The 24854-nt window shown below is 44.2% G+C and carries 22 protein-coding genes and 1 pseudogene; 13 read left to right on the forward strand and 10 right to left on the reverse strand.

The window, feature by feature from the left end:
- Window positions 1-47: 47 nt before the first annotated feature.
- Window positions 48-512: a hypothetical protein gene (locus tag AB4583_RS15455; RefSeq protein ID WP_017064489.1), complete on the forward strand. Its 465-nt coding sequence runs from the start codon at window positions 48-50 to the stop codon at window positions 510-512.
- Between the two features lie 49 nt (window positions 513-561).
- Here AB4583_RS15455 and AB4583_RS15460 read toward each other — a convergent pair.
- A pseudogene (locus AB4583_RS15460) lies at window positions 562-1317 on the reverse strand (sensor histidine kinase); the annotation flags it as partial.
- Window positions 1318-1407: 90 nt separating this feature from the next.
- Here AB4583_RS15460 and AB4583_RS15465 point away from each other — a divergent pair.
- Window positions 1408-2169, forward strand: coding sequence for an IS5 family transposase (locus AB4583_RS15465; RefSeq protein WP_026028612.1), 762 nt, complete (start codon window positions 1408-1410; stop codon window positions 2167-2169).
- A gap of 229 nt (window positions 2170-2398) precedes the next feature.
- On the opposite strand, the gene AB4583_RS15470 is transcribed toward AB4583_RS15465, so the two are convergent.
- The gene (locus AB4583_RS15470; RefSeq protein WP_017062629.1) at window positions 2399-2740 is read right to left on the reverse strand and encodes a YggL family protein; all 342 of its coding nucleotides are present in this window, start codon (window positions 2738-2740) and stop codon (window positions 2399-2401) included.
- A 254-nt stretch (window positions 2741-2994) separates the two neighbouring features.
- Between AB4583_RS15470 and AB4583_RS15475 the strand changes: the two genes are divergently transcribed.
- The gene (locus AB4583_RS15475) at window positions 2995-5022 is read left to right on the forward strand and encodes a PhoX family phosphatase (protein WP_372118149.1); all 2028 of its coding nucleotides are present in this window, start codon (window positions 2995-2997) and stop codon (window positions 5020-5022) included.
- Between the two features lie 254 nt (window positions 5023-5276).
- Here the strand turns inward: AB4583_RS15475 and AB4583_RS15480 are convergent, their stop codons facing one another.
- The 3 genes from AB4583_RS15480 to AB4583_RS15490 all read right to left on the reverse strand — a co-directional run bounded on the left by AB4583_RS15480 (window position 5277) and on the right by AB4583_RS15490 (window position 8514).
- A complete protein-coding gene (locus tag AB4583_RS15480; RefSeq protein ID WP_017064486.1) occupies window positions 5277-5897 on the reverse strand; it encodes a LysE family translocator in 621 nt (206 codons plus the stop codon).
- Window positions 5898-6061: 164 nt separating this feature from the next.
- Complete coding sequence (locus AB4583_RS15485; protein WP_017062632.1) at window positions 6062-7348, reverse strand: DEAD/DEAH box helicase; 1287 nt, start codon at window positions 7346-7348, stop codon at window positions 6062-6064.
- 182 nt (window positions 7349-7530) lie between these two features.
- Complete coding sequence (locus AB4583_RS15490) at window positions 7531-8514, reverse strand: GTP-binding protein (protein WP_017062633.1); 984 nt, start codon at window positions 8512-8514, stop codon at window positions 7531-7533.
- 542 nt (window positions 8515-9056) lie between these two features.
- Here AB4583_RS15490 and clcA point away from each other — a divergent pair.
- Together clcA and AB4583_RS15500 are read left to right on the forward strand one after the other, a co-directional pair.
- Entirely contained in the window at window positions 9057-10463 is a 1407-nt protein-coding gene (gene clcA, locus AB4583_RS15495; protein ID WP_017062634.1) for a H(+)/Cl(-) exchange transporter ClcA, read from the forward strand.
- Window positions 10464-10702: 239 nt separating this feature from the next.
- Complete coding sequence (locus tag AB4583_RS15500) at window positions 10703-11650, forward strand: TDT family transporter (RefSeq protein WP_017062635.1); 948 nt, start codon at window positions 10703-10705, stop codon at window positions 11648-11650.
- Window positions 11651-11808: 158 nt separating this feature from the next.
- Here AB4583_RS15500 and hmpA read toward each other — a convergent pair whose 3' ends face one another.
- On the reverse strand, window positions 11809-13005 hold the full coding sequence (gene hmpA / locus AB4583_RS15505) for an NO-inducible flavohemoprotein (RefSeq protein ID WP_017062636.1): 1197 nt from the start codon (window positions 13003-13005) through the stop codon (window positions 11809-11811).
- A 368-nt stretch (window positions 13006-13373) separates the two neighbouring features.
- Between hmpA and norR the strand changes: the two genes are divergently transcribed.
- Both norR and AB4583_RS15515 read left to right on the forward strand, forming a co-directional pair.
- Complete coding sequence (norR, locus tag AB4583_RS15510) at window positions 13374-14966, forward strand: nitric oxide reductase transcriptional regulator NorR (protein ID WP_017062637.1); 1593 nt, start codon at window positions 13374-13376, stop codon at window positions 14964-14966.
- 89 nt (window positions 14967-15055) lie between these two features.
- Window positions 15056-15415, forward strand: a complete 360-nt coding sequence (locus tag AB4583_RS15515) for a glutaredoxin (protein ID WP_017062638.1) — start codon at window positions 15056-15058, stop codon at window positions 15413-15415.
- A 101-nt stretch (window positions 15416-15516) separates the two neighbouring features.
- Here the strand turns inward: AB4583_RS15515 and AB4583_RS15520 are convergent, their stop codons facing one another.
- Complete coding sequence (locus AB4583_RS15520; protein ID WP_029235219.1) at window positions 15517-16152, reverse strand: OmpA family protein; 636 nt, start codon at window positions 16150-16152, stop codon at window positions 15517-15519.
- A 258-nt stretch (window positions 16153-16410) separates the two neighbouring features.
- On the opposite strand from AB4583_RS15520, the gene AB4583_RS15525 reads away from it, so the two are divergent.
- The 6 genes from AB4583_RS15525 to AB4583_RS15550 all read left to right on the forward strand — a co-directional run bounded on the left by AB4583_RS15525 (window position 16411) and on the right by AB4583_RS15550 (window position 22016).
- A complete protein-coding gene (locus AB4583_RS15525) occupies window positions 16411-17037 on the forward strand; it encodes a thioredoxin domain-containing protein (RefSeq protein WP_017062641.1) in 627 nt (208 codons plus the stop codon).
- 76 nt (window positions 17038-17113) lie between these two features.
- A complete protein-coding gene (locus AB4583_RS15530; RefSeq protein WP_017062642.1) occupies window positions 17114-17587 on the forward strand; it encodes an FKBP-type peptidyl-prolyl cis-trans isomerase in 474 nt (157 codons plus the stop codon).
- Between the two features lie 180 nt (window positions 17588-17767).
- Complete coding sequence (locus AB4583_RS15535) at window positions 17768-18358, forward strand: TetR/AcrR family transcriptional regulator (protein ID WP_017062643.1); 591 nt, start codon at window positions 17768-17770, stop codon at window positions 18356-18358.
- Between the two features lie 143 nt (window positions 18359-18501).
- Window positions 18502-19533 (forward strand): NADP-dependent oxidoreductase, encoded by a 1032-nt coding sequence (locus AB4583_RS15540; RefSeq protein ID WP_017064480.1) that lies wholly within the window; start codon window positions 18502-18504, stop codon window positions 19531-19533.
- A 35-nt stretch (window positions 19534-19568) separates the two neighbouring features.
- On the forward strand, window positions 19569-20189 hold the full coding sequence (locus tag AB4583_RS15545; RefSeq protein ID WP_372118159.1) for a glutathione S-transferase family protein: 621 nt from the start codon (window positions 19569-19571) through the stop codon (window positions 20187-20189).
- A 150-nt stretch (window positions 20190-20339) separates the two neighbouring features.
- Entirely contained in the window at window positions 20340-22016 is a 1677-nt protein-coding gene (locus AB4583_RS15550; RefSeq protein WP_372118162.1) for a pseudouridine synthase, read from the forward strand.
- 166 nt (window positions 22017-22182) lie between these two features.
- On the opposite strand, the gene AB4583_RS15555 is transcribed toward AB4583_RS15550, so the two are convergent.
- The 3 genes from AB4583_RS15555 to AB4583_RS15565 form a co-directional block, all read right to left on the reverse strand.
- Window positions 22183-22476 carry a YkgJ family cysteine cluster protein gene (locus AB4583_RS15555; RefSeq protein WP_080582263.1) on the reverse strand — a complete coding sequence of 98 codons (294 nt, stop codon included), beginning with the start codon at window positions 22474-22476 and terminating at the stop codon, window positions 22183-22185.
- 175 nt (window positions 22477-22651) lie between these two features.
- Window positions 22652-23836 carry a D-alanyl-D-alanine carboxypeptidase family protein gene (locus AB4583_RS15560; RefSeq protein WP_017064476.1) on the reverse strand — a complete coding sequence of 395 codons (1185 nt, stop codon included), beginning with the start codon at window positions 23834-23836 and terminating at the stop codon, window positions 22652-22654.
- 178 nt (window positions 23837-24014) lie between these two features.
- A complete protein-coding gene (locus tag AB4583_RS15565; RefSeq protein WP_017064475.1) occupies window positions 24015-24602 on the reverse strand; it encodes a DUF4136 domain-containing protein in 588 nt (195 codons plus the stop codon).
- Between the last annotated feature and the right edge of the window lie 252 nt (window positions 24603-24854).

Below are 24854 nucleotides of genomic sequence, written 5' to 3' on the forward strand. Positions count from 1 at the left end.
CTTCTCCATTAAACTGTCCGACCTTTTTGCAGATCCAAGAGAACACCATGCAACGCGACTACACCTTAAATTGCTTAATCACCATGCCTCGCCATGAACTAGAAGAATTTAGTTTAAGAATGATTCATCGCCTTGTACCTGAAGATGCAATGACGGAATTGTTTACGTTCGAGCAAGAAGAAGTCACCAGCGAAGAACGCATGCAATCAGCGAAATTTGACGCAATGCTTCGAATGACAGCTATCGCGCTTGGTGAAGTAAACCTAGCCTTCTCAGAGTCGGATAACTCGCAACAGAACATCGAGCGAATGACTCGCCTACTACTTTGGCACTTCTACTCAATTTCTTTCAACCTTGAAGAAGCAATCGCAATCGAAGTGCACTGTGAGAAAGTAGAAAAGATCTTAAAGAACGCACCTAAAGATGCGTTTGGCTGGGTTAAAGAATTAACTGAGCTGCTTCACTTCTACGCGAAAGTGAACGAAGGTAACGAAGACAGAAAAGACGCTTAACGTTACTTCTACGTAAGTACACATCAAGCTAAATCGAAGGCAGATAGAGCTATACCGAAGGCAAGTAAAAGCTTTGCTGAAAGGAGTTCTCTGCCTTTGTTGTTTCTAGCACACTGTGATGCAACATCAGTATCGACTGCGCGATCTTGGTTCCTATTCCCAAAGAACCATTCGGCGCTTCCAGTTCAACCTCATTATGAATCACCACCTTCACCCGTTTGGAATCCGCTTCAAAACCAACATCTAACGACACCACAGTGCCACTTGGGCTATGCCTCAATGCATTATCTAACAGATTAAAAATCAACCTCTCAAGCAGATCACTGTCACCCACAGCCTTGATTCCAATAGGCATATTAATGTTCAACTCAACATTTTTATGGCGATATTGGCTTTGTATCGTTTCTAAGCATTCGCTCATCAGCCCATTGAAATCGATTGAAGCGTATTGATATGTGGGTACCGAGTTATCATTCTTGGCGCTATCTAACAGCGAATGGAGCTGTTCAGATAACTTGTTGCCATTGCGATATGCCACATCTATGAGTGGATCCGAATGTGGGTTTTGAATCCTCCACGTTTCTAGATACCCCAATACACTCGACAATGGCGTTTTCAAATCATGACTGAGCTGTAATAAGCTTTGTCTTCGATGTGACGACTGATATTCAAGTTGCAAAAATTGCTGTTGAATGTGCTTCGCCATCAACTGATACGAGCGTGCAATCGGCACCAATTCTGGTACTTGATGAATGAAGTTCGGGTCCAATCGAAAATCTTGCTCTGCTTGTTGTTGCAACTTGTTAGGGCGTGTTGATCTTTCGTGAGTGTTTTTTGAACAGCATGGTAAAGAGTTATAATTTGCTTCGCCAAAAGTAAAACCATAACCAATACCATGCCAAGAACAATGCTAACTGATATTCGCTGGGAACTGCTACTCCAAGTTATGAAAAGTACAGGTCGTATTTACGATAAAACTGAACATCGAATGACATTTGAAGGAATACTTTATCGAATGAGAACAGGTATTCCTTGGCGAGATCTACCCTCTGAGTTCGGAGAGTGGAGTACCGTTTACAGACGATTTAATCTTTGGTCAAAGAAAGGGATTTTAGATAATCTTTTCAAAAGTTTATCTAACATGGCTGATTTTGAATGGGTATTTCTTGATGGCTCTATAGTTAGAGCACATCAGCATAGTACAGGTGCAGCTACTGAAAGTTCAGAGCAAATAGGAAAAAGTCGCGGGGGCAACTCAACAAAAATTCACTTAGCCGTAGATAGTGGTGGCCTGCCGATTTGCTTTGATTTATCAGAGGGACAACGCCACGATATAGTGCATGCCGAAAGCTTAGTTGAGCAACTCGATGAAGTTAATACCATCGTTTGTGATAAAGGATATGACAGCGAACCTTTCCGTACTTTTGTTAAGGAACGTGGCGGAGAAACGGTAATTGCTAAACGCAATTACGGACAAGATATAGACAAAGACAGTATGGATTGGTGTTTATACAAGTATCGTCACTTGGTCGAAAATGCCTTTGGGAGAATTAAGCATTATCGAGCTATTTCAAGTAGATATGACAAGCTAGAAAGGAATTATGCCAGCATGTTATCGCTGGCATTCATGTTAATGTGGCTACCGATGTATTGTTGAACGCGAAATGTACAGCAAAGATCAACACGCCCTAATATTTAATCGAAAGATATCAATTTATCATTTACGTCAGAAGGGATAGAAAAGAAGATAAAGAATAGAAATGGAACGAATAAAACGCAAAAAGGCCGAATCGATTTAACGATTCGGCCTTTATTCTAGCGTACTGTTGTTACTCTTTCCTAAGCCGTATTTGGCCTTTCAATCGAGCTAACAACACAACATCAAATTAGAACGCGTAGTTTGCGTCAATCAGTTCGCTAACTTCCACTTTGCTTACTTCAGCACGAGCTTCAAGCCATTGAGCAACTTGCAGTTGTTCTGCTTCTGTTACTGAACGGTAGCGCTCAATTGAGCATAAGAAACCTTCAAACAGCTCAAGGCCGCCGCCACCAAAGCACAGGCCGATACTGTCGATGAAATCAATGAACTCATCAATGAACACATCGTATTGATCAAAATCAGTAATCGATGTCTTGCAGCTTACTTCAAAACCCAGAATCGCGAATTCACCTAGGTATAGCTTTTTGCGTAGGCGGCGATTTTTGTTTTCGATTTTATCTAATTTCATAACTGCCTCTCTTTTCGTTTGATAAAGCATTTATACACAGTTCTACCCTAATCCCCAAGAGTTTTGTCTTGCACGAGAGTGTTAATGGCAAAATTCGTGCTACAGAAACAAAACCTTAATCAAATCTATAAAAATCTGTCACTTAACTGCTTCACGATTAGTCACACATTGACCCAACTTATTAACCAATTAGTTAGTAACTGGGTTAGTCATGAATAACGAATAATAAAATCAGCCAATAGGAAGCAGTCGAAATGAGCAAGGAAACATTTGATAGCACTCGTTTTAACAAGAGCAAAAACAAACCCTTCGAAGAAGTTTTAGATGCGAACCTTTCAAGAAGAAATGTTCTCAAAGGCGGTTTAGGCATCAGTGCAATGACGGCGTTTGGTGCTTTTGGTTTAGCAGGCCACAGCACAGCGCACGCGGCGACAGCATCATCTAGCGCACCGCAAAAAAGCACTGCTACACTTGCATTCGAATCGGTTAAAGGCTCACTGACAGACAGTGTCGTTGTGCCAAAAGGCTATACAGCACAAGTATTGGTTCCTTGGGGTACTCCACTTAACAAGCAAGGCAATGCTTGGTTAAAAGATGGAACCAACACCGCACAAGATCAAGCAAACTCACTGGGCATGCACCACGACGGCATGCACTTCTTCCCGCTTAATGGCAACAGCAACGACGGTTTGTTGGTGATTAATCACGAATACATCGACCAAAAAGCACTTCACGCTAATGGCCCTACATACGATGAAGGCAACCGCCCAAGCCTTGATGAAGTTCGCAAAGAGATCAACGCTCACGGCGTCAGTGTGGTTCGTGTAAAACTTGATGGCAACCAGTGGGTGATGGTCGATAACGATCCTCTGAACCGCCGTTACACAGGCGCGACCGTAATGGATCTGTCTGGTCCTGTTGCACACAGTGAATTTACCAAAACCAAGTTCTCACAAGACGGCAGTCAAGCTCGTGGCACGTTGAACAACTGTGGTAATGGCTACACACCATGGGGCACTTACCTAACGTGTGAAGAAAACTGGCCGGGTTATTTCGTTAACAAAGGCGAGACAACACCAACGCAAGAACGTATTGGTATCGCTACCGACAAAACACGTTACGGTTGGGACACACTTTCTGGTGACAAACAAGAACGCCTAGACGAATTTGCTCGCTTTGACGTAACACCAACAGGTGAGTCAGCAATGGACGATTACCGTAACGAAGCACACGGTCACGGCTACATTGTTGAAATAGACCCATACACAGCAAACTCTCGCGCTAAGAAACGTTCTGCACTGGGTTGTTTCCGTCACGAAGGCTGTACGTTTGGTAAGTTGACCGAAGGCGAGCCAATCGTATTCTACTCTGGTCACGATTCTCGCTTTGAATACCTATACAAATTTGTTTCTGAAGAGAAATGGGACCCGCGTGACGCAGAACCGAGTAATCGCCTAAGTGCGGGTGACAAGTACATGGATAAAGGCACGCTGTATGTGGCTAAGTTCAACGATGACGGTTCAGGTACGTGGCTACCACTGAATCTGAGCAGCAAGACAACAAACGGCGGCAAGCTAGGTGATTCATTTGACTCTCAAGCAGCGCTTATCATCAATACAGCGGGCGCTGCCGACCTTGTTGGTGCAACGCCAATGGATCGCCCTGAATGGTGCTCTGTTGACCCAATGACAGGTACGGCTTACCTAACGCTGACTAATAACAACAAGCGTAAAGAAGCGAACTCTGCAAACCCTCGCGTAGACAACAAGTTCGGTCATGTTATCCGTTGGGATGAAGGCAAAACGGCAGGCGAGTTCGATTGGGATATCTTCGTATTTGGTTCACCAGCAGTGGAAGACAAGTCTATTAACCGCTCTGGTCTAACAGACATGAACCAGTTCGCGAGTCCTGACGGCTTAGCGTTTGATGCTCGTGGTATTTTATGGATTCAGACAGATAATGGCGCAGACGAAGTCACTGGCTACACCAATGACCAAATGCTGGCAGTGGTTCCATCTCAATTAACGGATGACCAAGGCAACAGCGCGGTAATTGATGCAAACAATCAAGCGCAGCTAAAGCGTTTCTTTGTGGGACCAAACGGATGTGAAGTAACAGGCTTTACCATAAGCCCAGATTTCAAGTCACTGTTTGTGAACATTCAACACCCGGCAAACTGGCCATCGTCTGAAGATGCAACCGCACAAACTCAAGGCAAAGTCCGCCCAAGAGCATCTACGGTTGTGATTCGTCGAGAAGACGGCGGTGAAATCGCGGTTTAAATATACAACGCAGGCTAATCAGAAACATTTCTGTTATCTAGTCTCTGTTCGCTAGCTAAGTAAAATCAAAAAGAGCGATAAGGCCAAATGCCCTATCGCTCTTTTTATATTCTATGCATTCTTCGGTTTAAGTAAGAATCCGAATTTTCAAAACTCACCGTAATCCTAAGTCGTCATCATCCCACGTACGCGTCACCCTCGAGAAGGAGGAACGACTGAGTCGGGGATCTCTGCTCGTTGTAGGCTAACCAGAATTAGCTCACGAACAACCAAACACCAACGCCCATCATCAACGTACCTGCAATGCGGTTCATCAACTTAACATTGTCGGCTTTGCCCAGCATATGCTTTAAGCTCTTTCCGCCTGTCGCGTATAAGGTCATGCAAACAAACTCAGAAACCAGAATGATTGACACGAGAATGAACAACTGCGGTGCTAAGTCTTTATTGCTGTTAATAAAAGGAGGCAGCAAAGAAATCATAAACGCCCAGCCTTTTGGGTTCGCAATTGCAGTGACAAAACCTTGAACCACCAAGTCCCAATCATTGCTGACTTTTGTTGTTTGGTTGTCAGTACTGATCGCCAGTTTGCCTCTCGAACGCCACATCTGAACGCCTAAATAAAACAGGTAACCCGCACCAACAAATTTAAAGCCCGTAAATAGCCATGGGTAATTCAACATGATCGAAGCGATACCCAATACCGCGGCAATAGAAACCACAGCGACACCAGCCAGTTCACCGATCATCATCCATAATGTACGCTTGTATCCAACACTCATTCCAAGTGTCAACGCCAAAGTCATACACATACCGGGCGTGATTGACACGAAGAAAAACGTGGGAATAAAAGCCCAAAGTAGTGCGCTATCCATATTATTACCTTATCGACTTGTTTTTATTTATTAGTTCTTGTTTCTTGATCGGGCTTGAAATGAAGCGAGGTTGAAACGAAGCAGTAATGACAATAAACAATATTGCGATCAATACAAACAAAAAGAGCCACATAACAGTGGCTCTTTTCAATCACCAACCGTAATTACTTACGACGGTTTTTAATTCGCTTCATCATAGTCAAACGACGTTCAGCGCTTGCTTGATCTTGTGGCTCTTCGTTCGCGTTGTTCTTACGACCCTGACGGTTTTTGTAAGCCGATTTAGTGTTCAGCTTCTCGATGTAAGCATCACGTTTCTTCGGTTCATAACCCGGTTGTTCAACACGACGAATGCGCTGTTGAATCAGTTTTTCAACTTGAACGACAGTCAGCTCTTCTTCGCGGTTAACGAAAGAGACAGCGTGACCTTGCTTACCTGCACGACCTGTACGGCCAATACGGTGAACATAGTCTTCTGCTAGGAAAGGCATGTCATAGTTAATTACGTGTGGTAAGTCTTCGATATCAAGACCACGAGCCGCAACGTCGGTTGCTACCATTACACGCGCTTTACCTTCTTTAAAATCGTCTAGAGCACGACGACGAGCACTTTGCGCTTTATCACCGTGACACAGTACTGCTTTAATGCCGTCTAGCTTAAGCTCTTTAACTACATCGTTCGCTGTTTCTTTGTAGTTAACAAAAACAAGCACTTGGCGCCAGTTTTTACGACCAATCAGCTCAGAAAGCAGTTCTGTTTTACGCTCTTGATCCACTGGGTAAACCACGTGGCCGACAGTAGCAGCCGTTGAGTTTTCGCGCTCAACACTAATACGTTTTGGTTTACGCAGAATATCAACAGACAGTTGGTTTAACTGAGTAGAAGTCGTTGCAGAGAACATCATGATTTGCGGTGATGTTTCTACATCCAACATGATCTTACGAACGGCATTGATAAAGCCCATATCAAGGATACGGTCAGCTTCATCAAATACTAGAAATTCTAGGTTAGCAATAGACACGTTACCCGCTTCTAAGTGCTCTTCTAAACGGCCAGGTGTTGCAACCAAAATATCCACACCCAGTTCTAGTTGACGAACTTGTGAAGACATCTTGTTACCACCGTAAACCGCAGAAACACTTAGATCTGTGTATTTAACGTAGTCTTTAATGTTTTGAGCGATCTGCGCAGCAAGCTCACGAGTTGGAGCAAGAATAAGGCCGCGAGCCGTTCCTCTAGACGCCTTTTTACCGCTGTTCAAAAGGTGTTGGATAACAGGCAATGAAAATGCCGCTGTTTTACCCGTACCGGTTTGAGCAGTAGCAAAAATATCATGGCCTTTACGAGCCATTGGAATCGCTTTTTGTTGAATTGGAGTGAGTTTTTCATAACCACACTCAGTCAACGCTTTGACTAATTCAGGAGCAAAACCTTGAGAGGAAAATGACATTGTTACGGGTTCCTTAAGCAGACAGCCTACATTCTTATTTCAGCCGAGCACTATAAAGTAATTAGAGTGATTTATCTCACATTTATCGTGATATAACGCAAACTTTCTCATTTAATCTGGTGTTTATCCCGCCTTCAACGAGGTAAACACCAAGATCCTTGGTTCAAACAGCAAAAACAGGGCTATTTGATACCACACAGCTTGAGTAGAATCTGCTCGAGATCGCCCCACGGCATGAGCTGCGAGTCGATCACTTCCAATCGAGATTCAAAGCCATCAAGCGTAATTTCGTTCACAGACACGACTTGATTCGCCACATTGAATGCGTAGCAACCTTGGTCGGTGTTCACGACAGCTTTTACACGCTCGGCCGTTAGATCTGACAACATAGAGAATAGCGCATCGAAGTTGAACTTATGCTCTGCGCCAAATAGCCAACCACAACTAAAGTAGCCCTGCCCTTTATTCTCTTTACGGATGAAAGCTTCACCAGGAGGAAGTTGGAATTGAGGCTCTTGTTCAGCGTGATCGTGATGATGCGCTTCAATATGAGAGGAAGCACTGCCGTATACTCTTTCAATGTCCAACACTTCCAATGGCACTTCACCATCGTGAATTAGCTTATGGAAGACTTTTGCTGGCGTTTGATCCGTCACCCAATCATTAAACACATCGATGTCTTCAGAATGAACAAGATCAACCTTAGTACCAAGAATCACATCTGCACTATTTAGTTGATCATTAAAATTCTGATTCGAGGTGTACTTTTCATTAGACAGATTTCGTGGGTCAACCAAACCAAGCGTCGCTTTTAAATCGACATATGGTGTGTACTGATCGGAAGTCAGTGTCGCTATAACCTGTTTAGGGTGACCAAGCCCTGTCGGCTCAATCAATAAACGGTCTGGCTTTTGGCGAAGTAAGGCATTAATACCCACTGACATAGGCACGCCCGCAGTACAGCACATGCATCCACCCGGCACTTCTTTAATCAAAGCGCCTTGATCTGTCATCAATGCACCGTCAATGCCGATTTCCCCGAATTCATTAACCAGAACAGCCCAGTTTTCATTCTCAGGTTTGTTTTTTAGTAGGTTCAAGATGGCTGTCGTTTTACCAACCCCCAAGAAACCCGTAATGATGTTTGTAGGAACTTTTTTAGTCATATCAGTTCTCCTTTTTAAGGGAGTATATACACAATCACGGAGAAATTGACCCCAATCGCTTGTTTATACGGAGAATGATTTAAGCCAGAAGTTGTATGGGTGTCACTAGAAAAGGGGGGGAATGAGGAAATGGGATGCTCCAGACGAACTAAAGGCGTACTTACTCAGTACGCCTCACCCTCGTTACTCAATCGTGAGTTCGCGAATCAGGAAGCCTTAAATATCGACCTGAACATTTAACGAGGAACTAAAACTTTGTTTCTGAATCCATCCAAATTGTGTGTAAAACCTCACTTCTCCTTGCGGTTCGTTATGTTGCTTTACGATTTAACTATGGTTCATTTTTGGGGATATTCAAGCCGCCGCCAGAGAATCGATCAAAATTGTGACGGTGATTCCACTATTGGCCATAGATTCCATTTATGTAACACGTACATTCAATAAATGAAATTCAACTTTTCAACTTTGTTGCTATAGGATATGCAGAGGAAGCGTATAATTTAATGCAACCCCGCCTTAACTCATTCAGGAAACTTATCTCTATGACCAGAAGAGAGAAAATTAAGCAGTCCTTATTAGCCAAAATGCCAAGGGATGCTATTAATCAATTTCTCTCAAGAGATAAGACCCCAGCTTCGGTTCTCTTCCTTTCTTGTATTGTGGGTGTACTTGCAGGTGTAGTGGGTACCTATTTCGAAGTTGCGGTTCATTTCATCACAGAAACCCGTACCGATTGGCTAAAAGATGAAATCGGTAGCCATCTACCACTGTGGCTTGCCGCTTTCCTTATTAGTGCTGCATTCGCCTTTATTGGCTATTTTCTCGTTCACCGTTTTGCTCCAGAAGCTGCCGGTTCAGGTATCCCTGAAATCGAAGGGGCAATGGACGGCATGCGCCCTGTTCGATGGTGGAGAGTATTACCCGTAAAATTCTTTGGCGGCATGGGCGCGTTAGGCTCTGGTATGGTTTTAGGCCGCGAAGGGCCAACCGTTCAAATGGGCGGCAGTATCGGTCGTATGGTCACAGATATCTTTCGAGTCAAAGATGATGACACTCGCCATTCACTGTTGGCTTCAGGTGCCGCTGGTGGCTTAGCCGCCGCATTCAATGCACCGCTAGCTGGCATCATGTTTGTGGTTGAGGAGATGAGACCACAGTTTCGCTACTCACTCATATCAATCAAAGCCGTCATCATCTCAGCAGTTTCGGCCAACATTGTATTTCGCTCTATCAATGGTCAATCAGCCGTTATTACAATACCTCAGTACCAGCCACCTGAACTCGACGCACTTTGGTTGTTCTTGCTGTTAGGTGTGTTGTTCGGTCTGTTCGGTGTAATTTTCAATAAGCTGATCACGCTTTCCCAAGACCTGTTTGTGGCGATACACAAGAATGACCGTAAACGCTACTTGATGACAGGTACCCTACTTGGTGGTTGCTTTGGCTTGTTGCTGCTCTATATACCTGAATTAACTGGTGGTGGTATTGGTATCATCCCGAACATCACGAATGGCAGCTACAGCGCCAATGTGTTGTTGCTGATTTTCTTAGGCCGAGTCCTCACAACCCTGCTTTGTTTCGGCTCTGGTGCGCCAGGCGGTATCTTTGCACCAATGCTTGCGCTAGGAACACTCTTTGGTTATGCGTTCGGGCTTATCGCAGCGGCATTCTTCCCTGAACTGAATATTGAACCGGGTATGTTTGCCATTGCTGGCATGGGAGCCTTATTTGCTGCCACTGTTCGAGCGCCTATCACTGGCATACTGTTGGTTATTGAAATGACCAATAACTACTACCTGATCCTGCCGTTGATCATCACCTGCTTAGGTGCGGTAATCATTGCTCAAATGTTGGGTGGGCAGCCAATTTACAGTCAACTGCTTAATCGTACGCTGAAAAACGAAAAACTAAGACAACAAGATCTCCCTCAACAAGAGAAAGTATGTTAATTACAAATGACTCATGAAACAAAAGCACACATTCAACGTGCTTAATCTCCCGATTCCGTATCAAAATCAAAAAAGCAAACGTTAAACTTGGTATCATCCACTCAAAATTAGTTGAGTGCCCTCAAAATCTATTGATGAAAGGCCTACACACTCTAACTAAAGCAAATATTCTAAAAGTCTTTAATTAACTAAGTCGGAGTAAGTCGTTGAACTGGAGAAGATTAACCCAAGTAAAAAATGTGCCGCCATCTCAGGCGTCTTTAGCACTTGGCGTTATTGGGTTAGGACAAGCTTGGGCGTTATATATCCCGGGCATTGGTGAGATAATTCGTCCCTACCTCGCTGCATTCGGCGCGCTATTATTGCTGCCTGTTTTACTGCGCTATTTAACGAGCTTTAATACCTTCCTTAATGACATTCGCCACCCGTTAAGTGGAAGCTTGATGGCACCAATGAGCATGGCTTTACTGATTCTGTGCGACTATTTAGCCGAGATATCGCCAGCTATCGCCTACCCAGTTTGGTTCTGCGCGCTATTGCTGCACTTTACCATGATGGTGTTGTTCTTTAGTTTTCAGATCATCAACTTCAAAATGTCGAACATTGTACCGAGTTGGTTTCTGTATCCGGTCGGTTTGATCAGCAGTTCCTTAGCTGGCACACAGTTCGGGCACACCGTATTTTCAGAAACACTTGCGGTCACTTGTATTGGTATCTATTTCCTTATGTTGCCAGTGGTGTTATACCGCTTGGTGTTCGAAGGCAATCTTCCTCGCCGAGCAAGACCAACACTCGCTATCATGGCAGCTCCGGTTAACTTGTCTTTAGCCGCTTACTTGGTTAACTTCGACAACCCAGACCCGATTCTAACAGGTGCATTGGCGGGCATTGCCATCACCATGACTTTGTTGATTTACTTGTGTTACATCCGCCTGATGCGTTTGAAGTTCCAACCTTCGATTGCTGCCGTCACCTTCCCATCTGTGATCAGCGCTATTGCCATGCATCGTCTAACTACATTTTTCGGCGCGGAATACCCACAATGGTATTGGCTACACAAGTTTGGTTTCTTTGAGCTAACCATCGCCACCATTCTAGTGATTTGGGTTGCCGGTGGTTACGTAAAAATGTACTGGCCTGAGTTTTTCGATTCCGACTACATGTCCAAGAAGATGAAACGTTCTTAGATAGAAGCGAAAAGATCTTAGCTGAACCATCGTGTTCTGCAGTAGTCGATGATGTCAGACAAAACCAACCAAACCCAAAAAGGCCTCACACTGTGAGGCCTTTGAATAGGCAAGGTATTAATAGTTCAGGCGAGTGTTACTAGAAATGCCGAGACCTATTAGAAGTTAGCGTGAGGGCCGAATACTTCGTAGTGAACGCGTGAACGGTCAACTTTCATTGCATCTAGCTGCTCTACGATGTTCTTCATGAAACCAACAGGACCACAGATGTAGAAATCGCTCTCTTCAAAGCCTTTAGTATCAGAGATAGACGCTAGATCCATTTGACCTTGATGCGTGTTTTCACATGCAGATTCATCTTTGTTCATGTACCACGTTTTCGCTTCCCAACCTTTGTCGGCAACAATATCTTTAACACGAGTCGTGAAAGAGTGTTGGCCTACGTTCTCACAAGCGTGAAGGTAAAGTACTGGCTCGTTTTTATCTTCCGTGTTTAGGAACTCAAGCATAGACTGCATTGGCGTTACACCAACACCTGCAGAGATAAGTGTTACTGGCTTGCTGCGCTCTTGATACATGAAGTCACCCGCTGGTGCGTATAGGCTAACCTCATCACCAACAGCAACCGTATCGTGTAGGTGGTTAGATACAACGCCTTGTGTCTCTTGGCCTTGTCCTTCACGTTTAACAGAAATACGGTATTGCTTGCCGTTTGGCTTATCAGACAGTGAGTATTGACGAATCTCGCTGTATTGAGAGCCTTCTGGTTTCACTTCGATACCGATGTATTGACCTGGTGTGTAATCCAGAACTTCACCGCCGTCTTTTGGCTGAAGGATAAAACTTGTTACTAGCGCTGACTCTTCGATTTTGTCTGCAATCACAAACGCACGCGCTGCTTCCCAACCACCAACAGCTTGCTTACGCTGTAGGTAAAGTTCAGCTTCACGATCGATGAATACTTGCGCCAAGAATAGGTAAGCGGCTGTCCATGCTTCTTCCACTTCTGGAGTAAAGGCGTCAGCAGCTAGTTCACGTAATGTCTCAATCAGGTGCAAACCAACAATTTGGTAGTGCTCTGGTTGAATGTTAAAGCTTGTGTGTTTCTGAGCAATACGTTCAACGGCAGTTGTTAACGCTGCTAGATTTTCAATGTTCTTTGCATATGCCGCGATAGCTTCAAACAGTGCTACGCCTTGGCGACCTGTTCTTTGGTGAGTCATATTGAAGATATCTTTCAACTCAGGGTTATGCGTGAACATACGTTGATAAAAATGCTGAGTTAAAGCTGGGCCTGCGCTCTCAAGTAGAGGAATAGTAGATTTGATGATTTCGATATGTGCATTGTTAAGCATGAATTTACTCCGAACACTGAGCCTTATGACCTATATGTCATTTTGACTACTAAAAATTAAGAATGACTTATCGATTTTCTGAAACCTTAGTTATTTTTAGAAACTGAGTTATTTTGACTCGTTTTCATTTCAAAAAATCGCGAAACCCGATTAATGCAACCTGATTGATTGAGATCAAGAATAGTCTGTTTAATCAGCGCTATAATTGGGCTTCTCTGTATCTTATGCACAATCAGTGCCAACTTTATCAATCCCCGTCATTACTGGTTTTCTTCTCAAAACTCATCTTATAAAAATGTCAAAAAGACCTTTTTTTTAAGTCAATAAGACTCTATTATGTAGATAAATACACACAGTTAGAGTTTTTTATGCAAGATATCTCCGCATCTACCCTCATGGAAATGACCATTGGCCTTGCAAGTGGTGTCAACGATCAAGATCGTTTCAATCGCCTGATCGATGCCATTCGCAAAACCATAACGTGTGATTGTGTCGCGCTTTTAAGCCTTCAAGGCGACACGCTAGTACCTATCGCAATGCAAGGGCTCAGCCGAGATACGTTCGGTCGTCGCTTTATCATTTCAGAACACCCACGGTTTGAAGAGATCTGCGCGTCTCGCTCTCCTGTTCGTTTCGATGCTGACAGCTCCTTACCCGATCCTTTCGATGGTTTGCTTATTGACCATGATGGCGATTTACCAATGCATGCTTGTATGGGCTTGCCTTTGCTATTTGGCGATAAGCTCTTAGGTATTCTGACTCTAGACAGCTTGAAACCTGATGTCTTCGCGAATATTCCGGCGCGTAACCTTGAAGTACTGGCAGCTATTGCAGCCTCAACCATGCAGATGGCACTGACCTTCTCGCAACTTGAGCATCAAGCAAAACAGTCAAAGCAATTACTCGAAGAATTGAACGTAGAAGCGTGGGAACGTGACGGCGGTGAGTTGATTGGTAACAGTGACACCATGGTCGCGCTTAAGAACGACATCGCTGTTGTAGCTCCATCTGAGTTTAATATCTTGATTCATGGTGACACCGGGGTTGGTAAAGAGCTTGTGGCTCGCACCCTGCACCACCAATCTCAACGTAAACGTAACCCACTCGTCTACGTAAACTGTGCTGCGATTTCTGAAAACTTAGTAGAGAGTGAACTGTTTGGTCACGTTCGTGGCGCGTTCACTGGCGCAGACAAAAACCGCTTAGGTAAATTTGCTTTAGCCGATGGTGGCACACTGTTCCTTGATGAGATTGGTGAATTGCCTTTGGCCGCTCAAAGTAAGCTCCTACGTGCGCTGCAAAACAACGAAATCCAACCGGTTGGCCAAGACAACATTCAAACCATTGATGTGCGAGTATTGGCAGCGACAAACCGAGATCTAAAACAAGAAGTTGAAGACGGTCGATTCAGAGCCGATTTGTACCACCGATTGAGTGTGTATCCTATCGCGGTGCCAGCACTGAAAGATCGTGGTGACGACATCAGCCTATTAGCGGGTTTCTTCTTAGAACAAGCGCGTCGTAAGCTTGGTATCAACCAAGTTAAGTTCCGCTCCGACGTTCTTTCTTTCCTAAACCGTTATGGTTGGCCGGGTAACGTGCGTGAACTTGAGCATGTGATCAGTCGTTCCGCATTGAAAGCGTTAGCGCGCAGCACCAATAAAAACCTGGTGACAATCACCAAGGAAGATTGTGGTCCTCTAGACCAAGATCAGCCAATTGCGACGACTCAGGTGAAAAACACACCATTATCGACACCAACGATCGACCTTTCTGCAGGGCTACGTGGTGCAACGGACGATTTTCAACGCAGTATCATTACTGAGGTGTTGGAAGATGCCAACTTTAACTGGGCACAAGCAGGGCGAGTTCTGAAAACAGACCGAGCAAATCTGACTCGACTGTCTAAGCGTTTAGGGCTAAATGTGGCTAAGTCTCATACGATCGAACGGACAAAATAGATATTAGCGGTTTGTTGCGAGCATCTGACAAAACTTGTGTATATAATGCTGCAAATTGTAACGCTAATTTTAAATATGTAGAGAGAGTTATGAAGTTTATCCGTTGGTTCTTAGGTCGTGTCATCTTGTTATTGAATTTTGTTTTCAGCCCACGTGGTGTGAAGCGTTCTCAAGAAGAACAAAGCAAAGTAAATGAGCAAGCAAAAACGCACACGTTATACCAATTCGAAGCGTGCCCATTTTGTGTGAAAGTGCGCCGCGCGATGAAACGTCAGTCGGTTCAATTTGAACTTCGTGATGCAAAAAACAACGAGCAACACCGTGCTGAGCTTGAAGCTGGCGGCGGTCGTGTGAAAGTGCCTTGTCTACGTATCGAAAAAGACGGTAAAACTGAGTGGATGTACGAATCTTCAGATATCGTGACTTACTTAGAAAAGCAGTTTGCATAAGCAACAAAAGTCAGATACAAAAAATCCCTCGAATGTGAGGGATTTTTTATGTCTGTTATTTGGCGTTAATCGCTTCAAATTGGGCGCGAAAGTTCAAACGACTACTTCGTGACAATCAGCATCAATTCAACACGGCGGTTACACGCCTTGCCTTGCGCAGAAGCGTTCGTACAAGCTGGAACATACTCACCGAAGCCACGAGTATAGATGGAACGACTTGATACGTAGTTACTCTCTAATCGAGCCTTCACTTCTTTTGCTCGCTGCTCTGAAAGCGGATCATTGATTCGATCTGTGCCCGTGTTATCGGTGTGCCCTTCAATCACCACATCAATATCTTGGCGTTGAGCAAGGTAGCTGCCTAGCGTATCTAGCCATTGATTATACGCTGGCTCAGGGAATGCTGAACCTGTTTTAAAGTTCACGTGCTGCTCAAGCTTTACCATCACATGGTTACCCGGCAACACTTCAAAATCGATGCGGTTTTGTCTTAAAAAGACTTCCAGTGGGTCGTTAGTCGAAACGCCACGTCCGTAGTTGGTCGTGATGGTTCTGTGTTGATGAGTGCTACTCTGGATAGAGTACCCACGATTGCTTGCTACATGAGTCGTTTGAACCACACCCCATTCAGGATGCATCAAGTCGTAATCGGTTTGTGGTGCAGTCTCTAGCATGTCACCGCCAAGTAAGTCAGTTGGTGACGTGGCTTCACACCCAGCCAAAGCTATGCTTAACATTATCGCTAAATATCTCATTACTTCACCAACCACTCATGCAGATAAACCATTCACTAATGTCTATATCGGCACCGAGGGAAAAACTTTAGACGAAAAGAAAGCAGAACCCAAAAAAGTGCTGTTGATCACAGTTAACCGTCTACTAGCTTGTCTTCAGCCGCTAGTTCGAACTGTTTGCATTTATTTACCTTATAATTGTTTTCCAATTCGTACTAAATAGTTAGAATCTCACGACTTCTCAACGCTAGAGCAAACATTATGTTTAAACCATTTACTAAATTCATCACAGCACTCGCTGCCGTACTCATTATCGCGGGTTGTAGTGAAACAGACGAGCCACAAAAAGGCGTTCAATACGAAGCGCTTCCTACTGCTCTAACAGAATTTAACTTGTCTCCGATCACTGAAATCTTCTCTCTTAACTGTGGTCACTGCCGTCAAATGGAAAGTGCCATTCCAGAGATTGAATCTCTAACAGACCAAACTATTGGCAAGATGCACGTGACGTTCAACGAAAGCGCTCAAATCAGCGCAATGATCTACTACACAGCAGTGATGCAGCTTGATGCGACGCCTGACCACGCATTCATGGACGACCTATTTGGTGCCGTTCAAATGGGTGCAGATGCAACACCTGAGCAGCGTCAACAAGCACTAGAGACAGCGTTTACTTCTCGTGGTTTGGTTAGCCCATACCAGCTGAATAAAGAACAGCAAGTCGCTCTTTTCGACTACGTTAAGCAAGCAGAAGAGATCTCAGTAAAAGGTCAGATCAACTCAGTACCAACCTTTATCATCAACGGTAAATACCAAGTACTAACAGCAGGTCACCAAGACGTTGCTGGCATTGCAAAAACGATCAACTACCTTTTGACTCAACCATAATCATGGCTTTAGTCAACTGATTAACACATTTTGTATTAACTACGAAATTCAGCACTCAATATAAATAGGTTTTACTATGTCTAAATTTGTCATCCCGGTCATTGTCTTTCTTTTGGCGGGTTTCATGATTTACCGTACTTGGACGAATCATAAGTCTGGCGGAGAAAACTTCGAACAAGGCCAACAATTTCTAATTGAAAACGGCACTAAAGAAGGCGTGATTACGACTGAAAGCGGTCTTCAATACCTTGTTCTTGAAGAAGGTACAGGCACAGAGCACCCAACTAAGAACAGCAAAGTAACGGTTCACTACCACGGTACGCTAATCGACGGCACTGTTTTCGACAGCTCTGTTGAGCGCGGCGAGCCAATCTCATTTGCTCTTAAGCAAGTAATTAAAGGCTGGCAAGAAGGTTTGACTTACATGGTTGAAGGCCAAAAAGTTCGTCTATTTATTCCAAGCACTCTAGCTTACGGTAAAGGCGGTTCAGGCCCTATCCCACCATCATCGACTCTGATTTTTGATGTAGAACTCATCTCTATCAAATAATCGAAGTTACTGATTTAAGCCCCAACATACGCGCTATGTCGGGGCTTTTTTATATCTGAACATTTGAAGCCTCTTTAGATATTGAGCTATTTAGCTATTTAGCTACTGTAACAACGACCAAATATACCCTCGAAAACCGACCACTAGACGACTGGTCTAATTTAACTTATAGTACCGCCCATGAACGAAAAAACGAATGACACACGCCTGCATGTTTTAGATGTTGGCTACCAATTAATAGTGAACAACGGCTTTAACGGCGTTGGCTTATCGCAATTGCTTAAAGAAGCGGACGTGCCGAAAGGGTCGTTTTACCACTACTTTAAATCGAAAGAGCAATTTGGCGAGGCTCTGATCCAGCACTATTTTGAGACCTACATCAGCAGAGTTGAAACTATTTTGGTTCATGGTGAAGGCAACCATTACCAGAGAATTGTCAGTTATTTCACTCGATGGTCACAGATTGAAAACGGCACCTGCAATGCTCATAAATGCTTGGTCGTTAAACTCAGCGCGGAAGTTTCTGATCTTTCTGATCCTATGCGCCAAGCGCTATTAAAGGGTGCAGAAAAAGTGACGAATACCATCGAACAGTGCATTGTCGGCGGTATTGAAGATGGCTCCATAAAGGTTGAAGAGAGCCAAGAAGCAGCTCAGAACCTATACTCAATGTGGTTAGGCGCCAGCTTATTGAGCAAGCTGAGCCAAAGCTCACATAGCTTACAGTCAGCTTTGAGCCTTACCGAACGAATTTTAAAAGGTGAAAGCTAATAACGCGCAGCGCGCTTTATTGGCTTTAACTTAAAAAAATCACCCGCCCTCTTATCAATTTGATGACGGCGGGATTTTTAGACAACAAGACTAGACGACTGGTCTAATTCTAAATGTATAAAATACACAATTAAGGACATCCAATGACTCAACAAGACAATCGCCGAATCGTATTGGCTTCTCGCCCAGTTGGCGCACCGACTCAAGACAACTTCCGTTTAGAGACAATAGCTGCGCCAAGCATCAAAGACGGCGAGATGTTACTTCGCTCAGTTTACCTTTCTCTAGACCCATACATGCGTGGTCGTATGAGCGATGCTAAATCCTACGCAGATCCCGTTGCGATTGATGAAGTGATGGTAGGCGCAACCGTATGTCAGGTTGAAGAATCAAACCACGCTGATTACGAAATTGGCGAGTGGGTACTGGCTTACACAGGTTGGCAAGATCTTGGTGTGTCTAACGGTGAAGGCCTTATCAAACTAGGTAAAGAACCAACGCACCCTTCTTACGCGCTTGGCATCATGGGTATGCCTGGTTTTACTGCTTACATGGGCTTGCTTGATATCGGCCAACCTAAAGAAGGCGACACGCTAGTCGTTGCAGCAGCAACAGGCGCTGTAGGCGCAACCGTTGGACAAATCGGCAAACTAAAAGGTTGTCGTGTTATCGGCGTTGCAGGCGGTCAAGAGAAGTGCCAATACGCGAAAGAGGTTCTTGGCTTTGATGAATGTATTGACCACAAAGCTGACGACTTCGCAGAGCAACTGGCTAAAGCGTGTGACAACGGCATCGATGTTTACTTTGAAAACGTTGGGGGCAAAGTATTCGATGCAGTAATGCCTCTACTTAACACAGGTGCTCGTATTCCTGTGTGTGGTCTTATTTCTCAATACAATGCGACTTCACTGCCTGAAGGCCCAGATCGCATGTCTAGCTTGATGGGTATGTTGCTGGTTAAACGAATTAAGATGCAAGGTTTCATCATCTTTGATGACTACGCGCACCGTTACAACGAGTTTGCTGTTCAAATGACAGAATGGCTATCTCAAGGCAAGATGCACTATCGTGAGCACCTTGTTGAAGGTCTAGAAAATGCGCCACAAGCATTCATGGGCCTATTGGAAGGTCAGAACTTCGGTAAGCTTGTTATCAAAACGAACGAAGCTAAATAAATTCAATAAACTGAACCCGTTAACTAGGTAGAATCATGATTACTTTGCATCACCTGAATAAGTCGCGCTCAAAGCGCATCATCTGGCTATTGGAAGAGCTTGGGGTAGATTACCAAATCAAACCCTACCAACGAGACAGTGTCACTTTTCTTGCACCACCAGAACTCAAATCCATTCACCCATTGGGTAAATCTCCTGTCATTGAAGACGATGGCGTCGTGATCACTGAATCTGGTGCTATCACGGAATACCTAATCGACAAATACGGTCAGGGTAAGTTCGCACCTACACGCGGCACCGCAAACTACGTTGAGTATTCGCAATGGCTTCACTTCGCTGAGAGTTCAGGTATTTTGCCAATGCTGCTTAAGATCTTTGTAATGAAGGACGGCTACGAAACTAACTTCCTAGGCGGTTATGCAGACGATGAAAACCAAAAGATCTTAACTTACGTGAATAATGCACTTGAAGGTAAAACCTACTTGGTTGCAGACACACTAACAGGTGCAGATTTTATGATGTCGTTCATCGTAGAAATCGTTGGTAACTTTGGTGCAACTGCGCTTTACCCTAACATCGCTAAATACGGTGAACTTTTAAAGAGCCACCCTGCTTACCAAAAAGCTGAGCAAGTAGAGCTAGAACACTCGAACTGATCGAGTTTCACTCAAACACGTGCTTGCTAGAGTAAACACAAGAAACGAAATGAAGCCAAAGCCGATTTATCTTCTGCTTTGGCTTCTCATTTGTCTTCATTTCGACAACAATACCGAACTCTAACTGAACAGCCATAGAGTTTGATCTTAATGCCAACAAACGTCGCTCAATACACACCTCTGCACCTAGCAAACACGAATGTCGATTTAGCGCTACCGACTCGTTTTACGTTTCCGTATTACTATACCCCGCACCCTGTGTGTGAATTCGCTATGCTGCAGCTTCAGCAATCACTTGTCGACTGTGGTGTGAATGAAACCTCGCAAGGTAATCTCTACGCTGTGCTTCTTGTTCAGAATCCAACCACACAAGGGTTAGGTTACCTTTCTGCGTTTTCAGGCTTGCAGTTAGATCCGGCTTTGGTCTCTCAGTTAAACAACATTCACTTTGTTCCACCAGCCTTCGATTCAAAACAGTTTCAATCTCAAAACAGTGCGAACCTTGCTCGACAATTGCAGCTCTCGGACGACATTGAAAAGCTGCAACAGTCGCACAATCTAGACACATTATTGGCCGAGCTTGAAGGGTTAAAAATCGAATCAGCAAAAGCTATCGAAGCCTTTCAGTTAGCAATGGCCGCAAACAAAGCTCAGCGTAACGAACTCAGAGAACAAGCCAATCAAGAAAAAGCATTAGGGAATCTAGAGTCAGCGGCGAATTTGCTCAAACAACTGGGCAATCAAAGTAGCCAAGAGAAACGTGACCTAAAAGCACTTCGTATTGAGTGGAAACAGAAGATCGCAGAGCGCCAATCACAAATTGATTTGATTGAAAGCGAACTGAAAAACCGTAAGCAAGATCACCAAGCAGTTTCACAACAGTTGGAAACTCAACGCCTCTCTCACTATCGCTTTATCAATCAAGCCAAGCAATCTAAGAATTTACTCGAGTTGCTCGATGTTAAAGACGCGCTTGAAGGCTCTGGTGACTGCTGCCTACCTAAGTTGCTTAACTTTGCGTTTGAACACGGGTTCAAGCCGTTAGCATTATCTGAGTTTTGGTGGGGATTACCGCCTACAGACATCATTCGACAACACGCAAACCTCTACCCTGTTTGTCAGAGTAAAAGCTTTGAGATCCTCGAACACCAGTTAAGTGGCATAGAGCTAGAAGATAACCCGCTTATCGTGAACCCTGCGGTTGGTAAGTCTTTTAATATTGTTTATGAAGACGATGAAATCGTAGTCGTCAATAAGCCTGAAGAGTTCTTGTCGGTTCCCGGTAAGTTCATCGAAGATTCAGTTTATACCCGCATAAAAGCGCGTTACCCGGATGCGACTGGTCCTTTGATTATCCATAGGTTGGATATGTCGACGTCAGGTTTGTTGATCTTGGCGCTCACGGCGGAATCAAACAAGCATATTCAGAAGCAGTTCATTAATAGAACCGTAGAGAAACGCTACACCGCTTTGTTAGATGGCGAGATAACGGGCGAATCTGGCAATATCAGCCTTCCTTTGCGCGGCGACATCACGGACAGACCAAGACAACTAGTTTGTCACCAACACGGCCGAAATGCAGAGACCCATTGGCAAGTGGTTAGCACTCACAATGGCAAAACCAAGGTTCACTTGTACCCTAAAACAGGGCGAACCCACCAGCTGCGAGTGCACTGTGCTCATCCATTAGGGCTTGGTGTACCTATTCGTGGTGACGACTTATACGGATACAAACGCGAGCGCTTACACCTGCACGCTGGCTACTTAAAGTTGATTCACCCGACAACCGGTGAATGGATGGAGTTTGAAGTACCTTCCGAGTTCTAAACTCTAACTTATCGAGCTAAGACTCTTATCTCACTCAATATTTGATCTCATAAAACGCATCAAGGTTCTACAACTGCTTAAGGTATAGAACCCTGATATTTAATTTTAATGTGGTTATCACAGTTCATTAGCGTACTTTAGTTACTGAGTTCAATACTGCAGACGCCTAGCCCATCACATCTTTGCGCTGGTCAACACATTCGAAAGAGCCCATTTCGAACTCGCGACAGATCCATGGTCGGTTTTCGTAGATAGTACACATCAGTGTTTCTCTATCTACCGCAGAACACCAGCCGTCGTCTAAGCGCTTCATGGTTTCACCGCCCCATTCATCATAAGCGATGTGCTCTTCAGGTACGCCCGTATCTGTGATGATCATAACCTCTAAACGACAACAGCATGCCTGACAATTTGCACAGGTTACTTCGGGTTCGGTTACGTTCTTTATATCTATCGTCATAAGTGACTACACTGCTAAATTTTGCGTATAGTAATCGAAACCGTCCGCTACGGCTAATAAAGATAGTGCGGCGCGGCGTTTTCATTGATGTAGAAATAACAAAGGGCGCTGTGATTCACTCACAACACCCATAATATTTCGACTTTTCAGCGCGGCTTATCGCCACAGGCTCTATTTAGAACAGGCTCGCGAAGAACAGCTTAACGTAGTCTATTAAACGTTTGAACAAACCGCCCTGTTCAACCGCTTCAAGCGCGATCAAAGGCTGAGTTTGAACATCTTCGCCATCAACGGTGTAATGAACCACACCTAGAGTTTGACCTTCTGCAATTGGCGCTTTCAGTTCAGAGTTAAGCTCGATAGATGCAGTCAGCTTTTTACTGTCTGACTTAGGCAACGTAATGAACGTGTCTTCTGCCACACCTAATTTCAATGTGTCTTGCTCACCAAACCATACCTTCTCTTCAGCCACTTGATCGCCGCCTTTATGCGGGTTTAGTGTATCGAAGAAACGGAAACCGTAGCTCAACAGCTGTTTGCTGTCTGATTCACGGCTCTTAACGCTTGATGCGCCCATCACAACCGCGATAAGTCTCATCTCACCTTGTGTCGCTGAACTCGCCAAACTGTAGCCAGCACCAGAGGTGTAGCCCGTTTTCATGCCATCAACGGTTAAGCTTCTATCACGCAACAAGCCATTACGGTTATGTTGAGTGATGCCGTTGTAACTGAAAGAGCGTTCGCTGTATAAGCCATACACATCCGGTAAATCACGAATAATGGCACGACCGAGTAACGCGATATCGTAAGGAGTCGAATAGAGGTCGTCTGCATCCAAACCATGTGCATTGGCAAAATGGGTGTTTTCTAGCTTCAGAGAGGTAGCCCAAGAGTTCATCAGGTCAACGAATGCATCTTGTGAGCCTGCAACATGCTCTGCAATCGCAACGCTAGCATCATTACCGGATTGAATAATCAAGCCACGATAAAGATCCATCATTGCTACATCGGTGTTTACTTCGATGAACATTTTTGAAGAGTCTGGGAAGTTCTTCGCCCACGCGTTCTCACTGATTCGTACCTGATCATCAGCAGAGATGTTGCCTCGCTTCATCTCTTGACCTGCCACATAACTGGTCATCAGTTTGGTCAAGCTTGCTGGGTTTAACTTCGTATGTGCGTTTTTTTCTACCAGCACATCACCAGAATTAAAATCAATTAACACATACCCTTTTGCGCCTAGGCTAGGTGGGCTTGGTACTATAGAAGGTGCTGCGATAGCTGCATTACTTACCATCGCGGCGTTACTTACAATGAATATACTTAATAGAGGGAGAGAGTATTTGGAAAACAGTTTCATTGAATCAAACCTAAGTTAACGTTTTGAGCAGTATAGACAAATGCTAGCAAAAGAAGCGCGAACTTTACGTTGCTTTACGTATTTGTACCATTCGTTACAAATAAAAAAGTATAATCTGCGATCTGACCATATTTTCCACAACTAATATTTACTCCACGAATGCATTCAACGCCTAATGCTATCGCTCAGGCATGCGTCTAAATAACATTTCAACAAAGCCAGTAATACGCTGTTTGCTCTCGCTTGGCTCTAAATCAGGTTGGATGCCAGACTGTGCTAATGCTTGCCATTGTACGACCTCTGAGTTAGGTACGAAAAACGCAATGTACAACGACCCTTTCTCCGCGACTTTACCTTCACCATCGTAAAATGGCACACCAGTAGATAGCTTAATCGCATCGAAGATAGACTCATCGTTCAGTTCCGATTCTTCCGCTAATCCAAAGCCTACAACAACATCACCGACACCATCCTGCTTTAACTGATAACCTTTACTTGAGAGCTGTTCTTGAATCGAATCACGCACTAAATCGGTTACCACGGTTTCATCGTATTTTTGAGAAAGGTAAACCTTTTCTGACTCAGGGTGCCAGGAGTACGTCATCACGCCGTGTTTCATGAAACCAAAGTCACCGCTAGTGACCACACCATAATTGTGTGTGGGTGGTATTTCTTGCGTAGAGCATGCGGTCAGCCCAATAGCCATCAAAGCCAATAGTGCTGCTTTTTTTATGCTTTTTGTTGCACAAATGGATCGTTTTATCATTCGAGGCTTCCTTACCTATATAAGAATAACTATCAATTCAACCTCCAACATAAATAGTAATTATGTTAATAGAAAGGTCATTAAACGTTTGCGTAATCGCTAACCTTCACCTCTGTCTGTTTTGGGGGTTTAATCACAAAAACAGAGTTGGTATAGTTCTCCCCGTTAAACAAAACCAGACCATTCGAGGCACGGAGCTTCCTCAATCATCTCATGAAGAGAAGAATTGGTACCGACAAAGTATCGGCAAAT

Source organism: Vibrio sp. 10N.222.49.C12 (assembly GCF_041475025.1).
GTDB lineage: Bacteria > Pseudomonadota > Gammaproteobacteria > Enterobacterales > Vibrionaceae > Vibrio > Vibrio crassostreae_C.

What these genes read in the sequence shown, in the direction of transcription:
- AB4583_RS15455 (WP_017064489.1), top strand. Translation starts at nt 48, where the DNA reads ATGCAACGCGACTACACCTTAAATTGCTTAATCACCATGCCTCGCCAT.
- AB4583_RS15465 (WP_026028612.1), top strand. Translation starts at nt 1,408, where the DNA reads ATGCCAAGAACAATGCTAACTGATATTCGCTGGGAACTGCTACTCCAA.
- AB4583_RS15470 (WP_017062629.1), bottom strand. Translation starts at nt 2,740, where the DNA reads ATGAAATTAGATAAAATCGAAAACAAAAATCGCCGCCTACGCAAAAAG.
- AB4583_RS15475 (WP_372118149.1), top strand. Translation starts at nt 2,995, where the DNA reads ATGAGCAAGGAAACATTTGATAGCACTCGTTTTAACAAGAGCAAAAAC.
- AB4583_RS15480 (WP_017064486.1), bottom strand. Translation starts at nt 5,897, where the DNA reads ATGGATAGCGCACTACTTTGGGCTTTTATTCCCACGTTTTTCTTCGTG.
- AB4583_RS15485 (WP_017062632.1), bottom strand. Translation starts at nt 7,348, where the DNA reads ATGTCATTTTCCTCTCAAGGTTTTGCTCCTGAATTAGTCAAAGCGTTG.
- AB4583_RS15490 (WP_017062633.1), bottom strand. Translation starts at nt 8,514, where the DNA reads ATGACTAAAAAAGTTCCTACAAACATCATTACGGGTTTCTTGGGGGTT.
- clcA (WP_017062634.1), top strand. Translation starts at nt 9,057, where the DNA reads ATGACCAGAAGAGAGAAAATTAAGCAGTCCTTATTAGCCAAAATGCCA.
- hmpA (WP_017062636.1), bottom strand. Translation starts at nt 13,005, where the DNA reads ATGCTTAACAATGCACATATCGAAATCATCAAATCTACTATTCCTCTA.
- norR (WP_017062637.1), top strand. Translation starts at nt 13,374, where the DNA reads ATGCAAGATATCTCCGCATCTACCCTCATGGAAATGACCATTGGCCTT.
- AB4583_RS15515 (WP_017062638.1), top strand. Translation starts at nt 15,056, where the DNA reads ATGAAGTTTATCCGTTGGTTCTTAGGTCGTGTCATCTTGTTATTGAAT.
- AB4583_RS15520 (WP_029235219.1), bottom strand. Translation starts at nt 16,152, where the DNA reads ATGTTAAGCATAGCTTTGGCTGGGTGTGAAGCCACGTCACCAACTGAC.
- AB4583_RS15525 (WP_017062641.1), top strand. Translation starts at nt 16,411, where the DNA reads ATGTTTAAACCATTTACTAAATTCATCACAGCACTCGCTGCCGTACTC.
- AB4583_RS15530 (WP_017062642.1), top strand. Translation starts at nt 17,114, where the DNA reads ATGTCTAAATTTGTCATCCCGGTCATTGTCTTTCTTTTGGCGGGTTTC.
- AB4583_RS15535 (WP_017062643.1), top strand. Translation starts at nt 17,768, where the DNA reads ATGAACGAAAAAACGAATGACACACGCCTGCATGTTTTAGATGTTGGC.
- AB4583_RS15540 (WP_017064480.1), top strand. Translation starts at nt 18,502, where the DNA reads ATGACTCAACAAGACAATCGCCGAATCGTATTGGCTTCTCGCCCAGTT.
- AB4583_RS15545 (WP_372118159.1), top strand. Translation starts at nt 19,569, where the DNA reads ATGATTACTTTGCATCACCTGAATAAGTCGCGCTCAAAGCGCATCATC.
- AB4583_RS15550 (WP_372118162.1), top strand. Translation starts at nt 20,340, where the DNA reads ATGCCAACAAACGTCGCTCAATACACACCTCTGCACCTAGCAAACACG.
- AB4583_RS15555 (WP_080582263.1), bottom strand. Translation starts at nt 22,476, where the DNA reads ATGACGATAGATATAAAGAACGTAACCGAACCCGAAGTAACCTGTGCA.
- AB4583_RS15560 (WP_017064476.1), bottom strand. Translation starts at nt 23,836, where the DNA reads ATGAAACTGTTTTCCAAATACTCTCTCCCTCTATTAAGTATATTCATT.
- AB4583_RS15565 (WP_017064475.1), bottom strand. Translation starts at nt 24,602, where the DNA reads ATGATAAAACGATCCATTTGTGCAACAAAAAGCATAAAAAAAGCAGCA.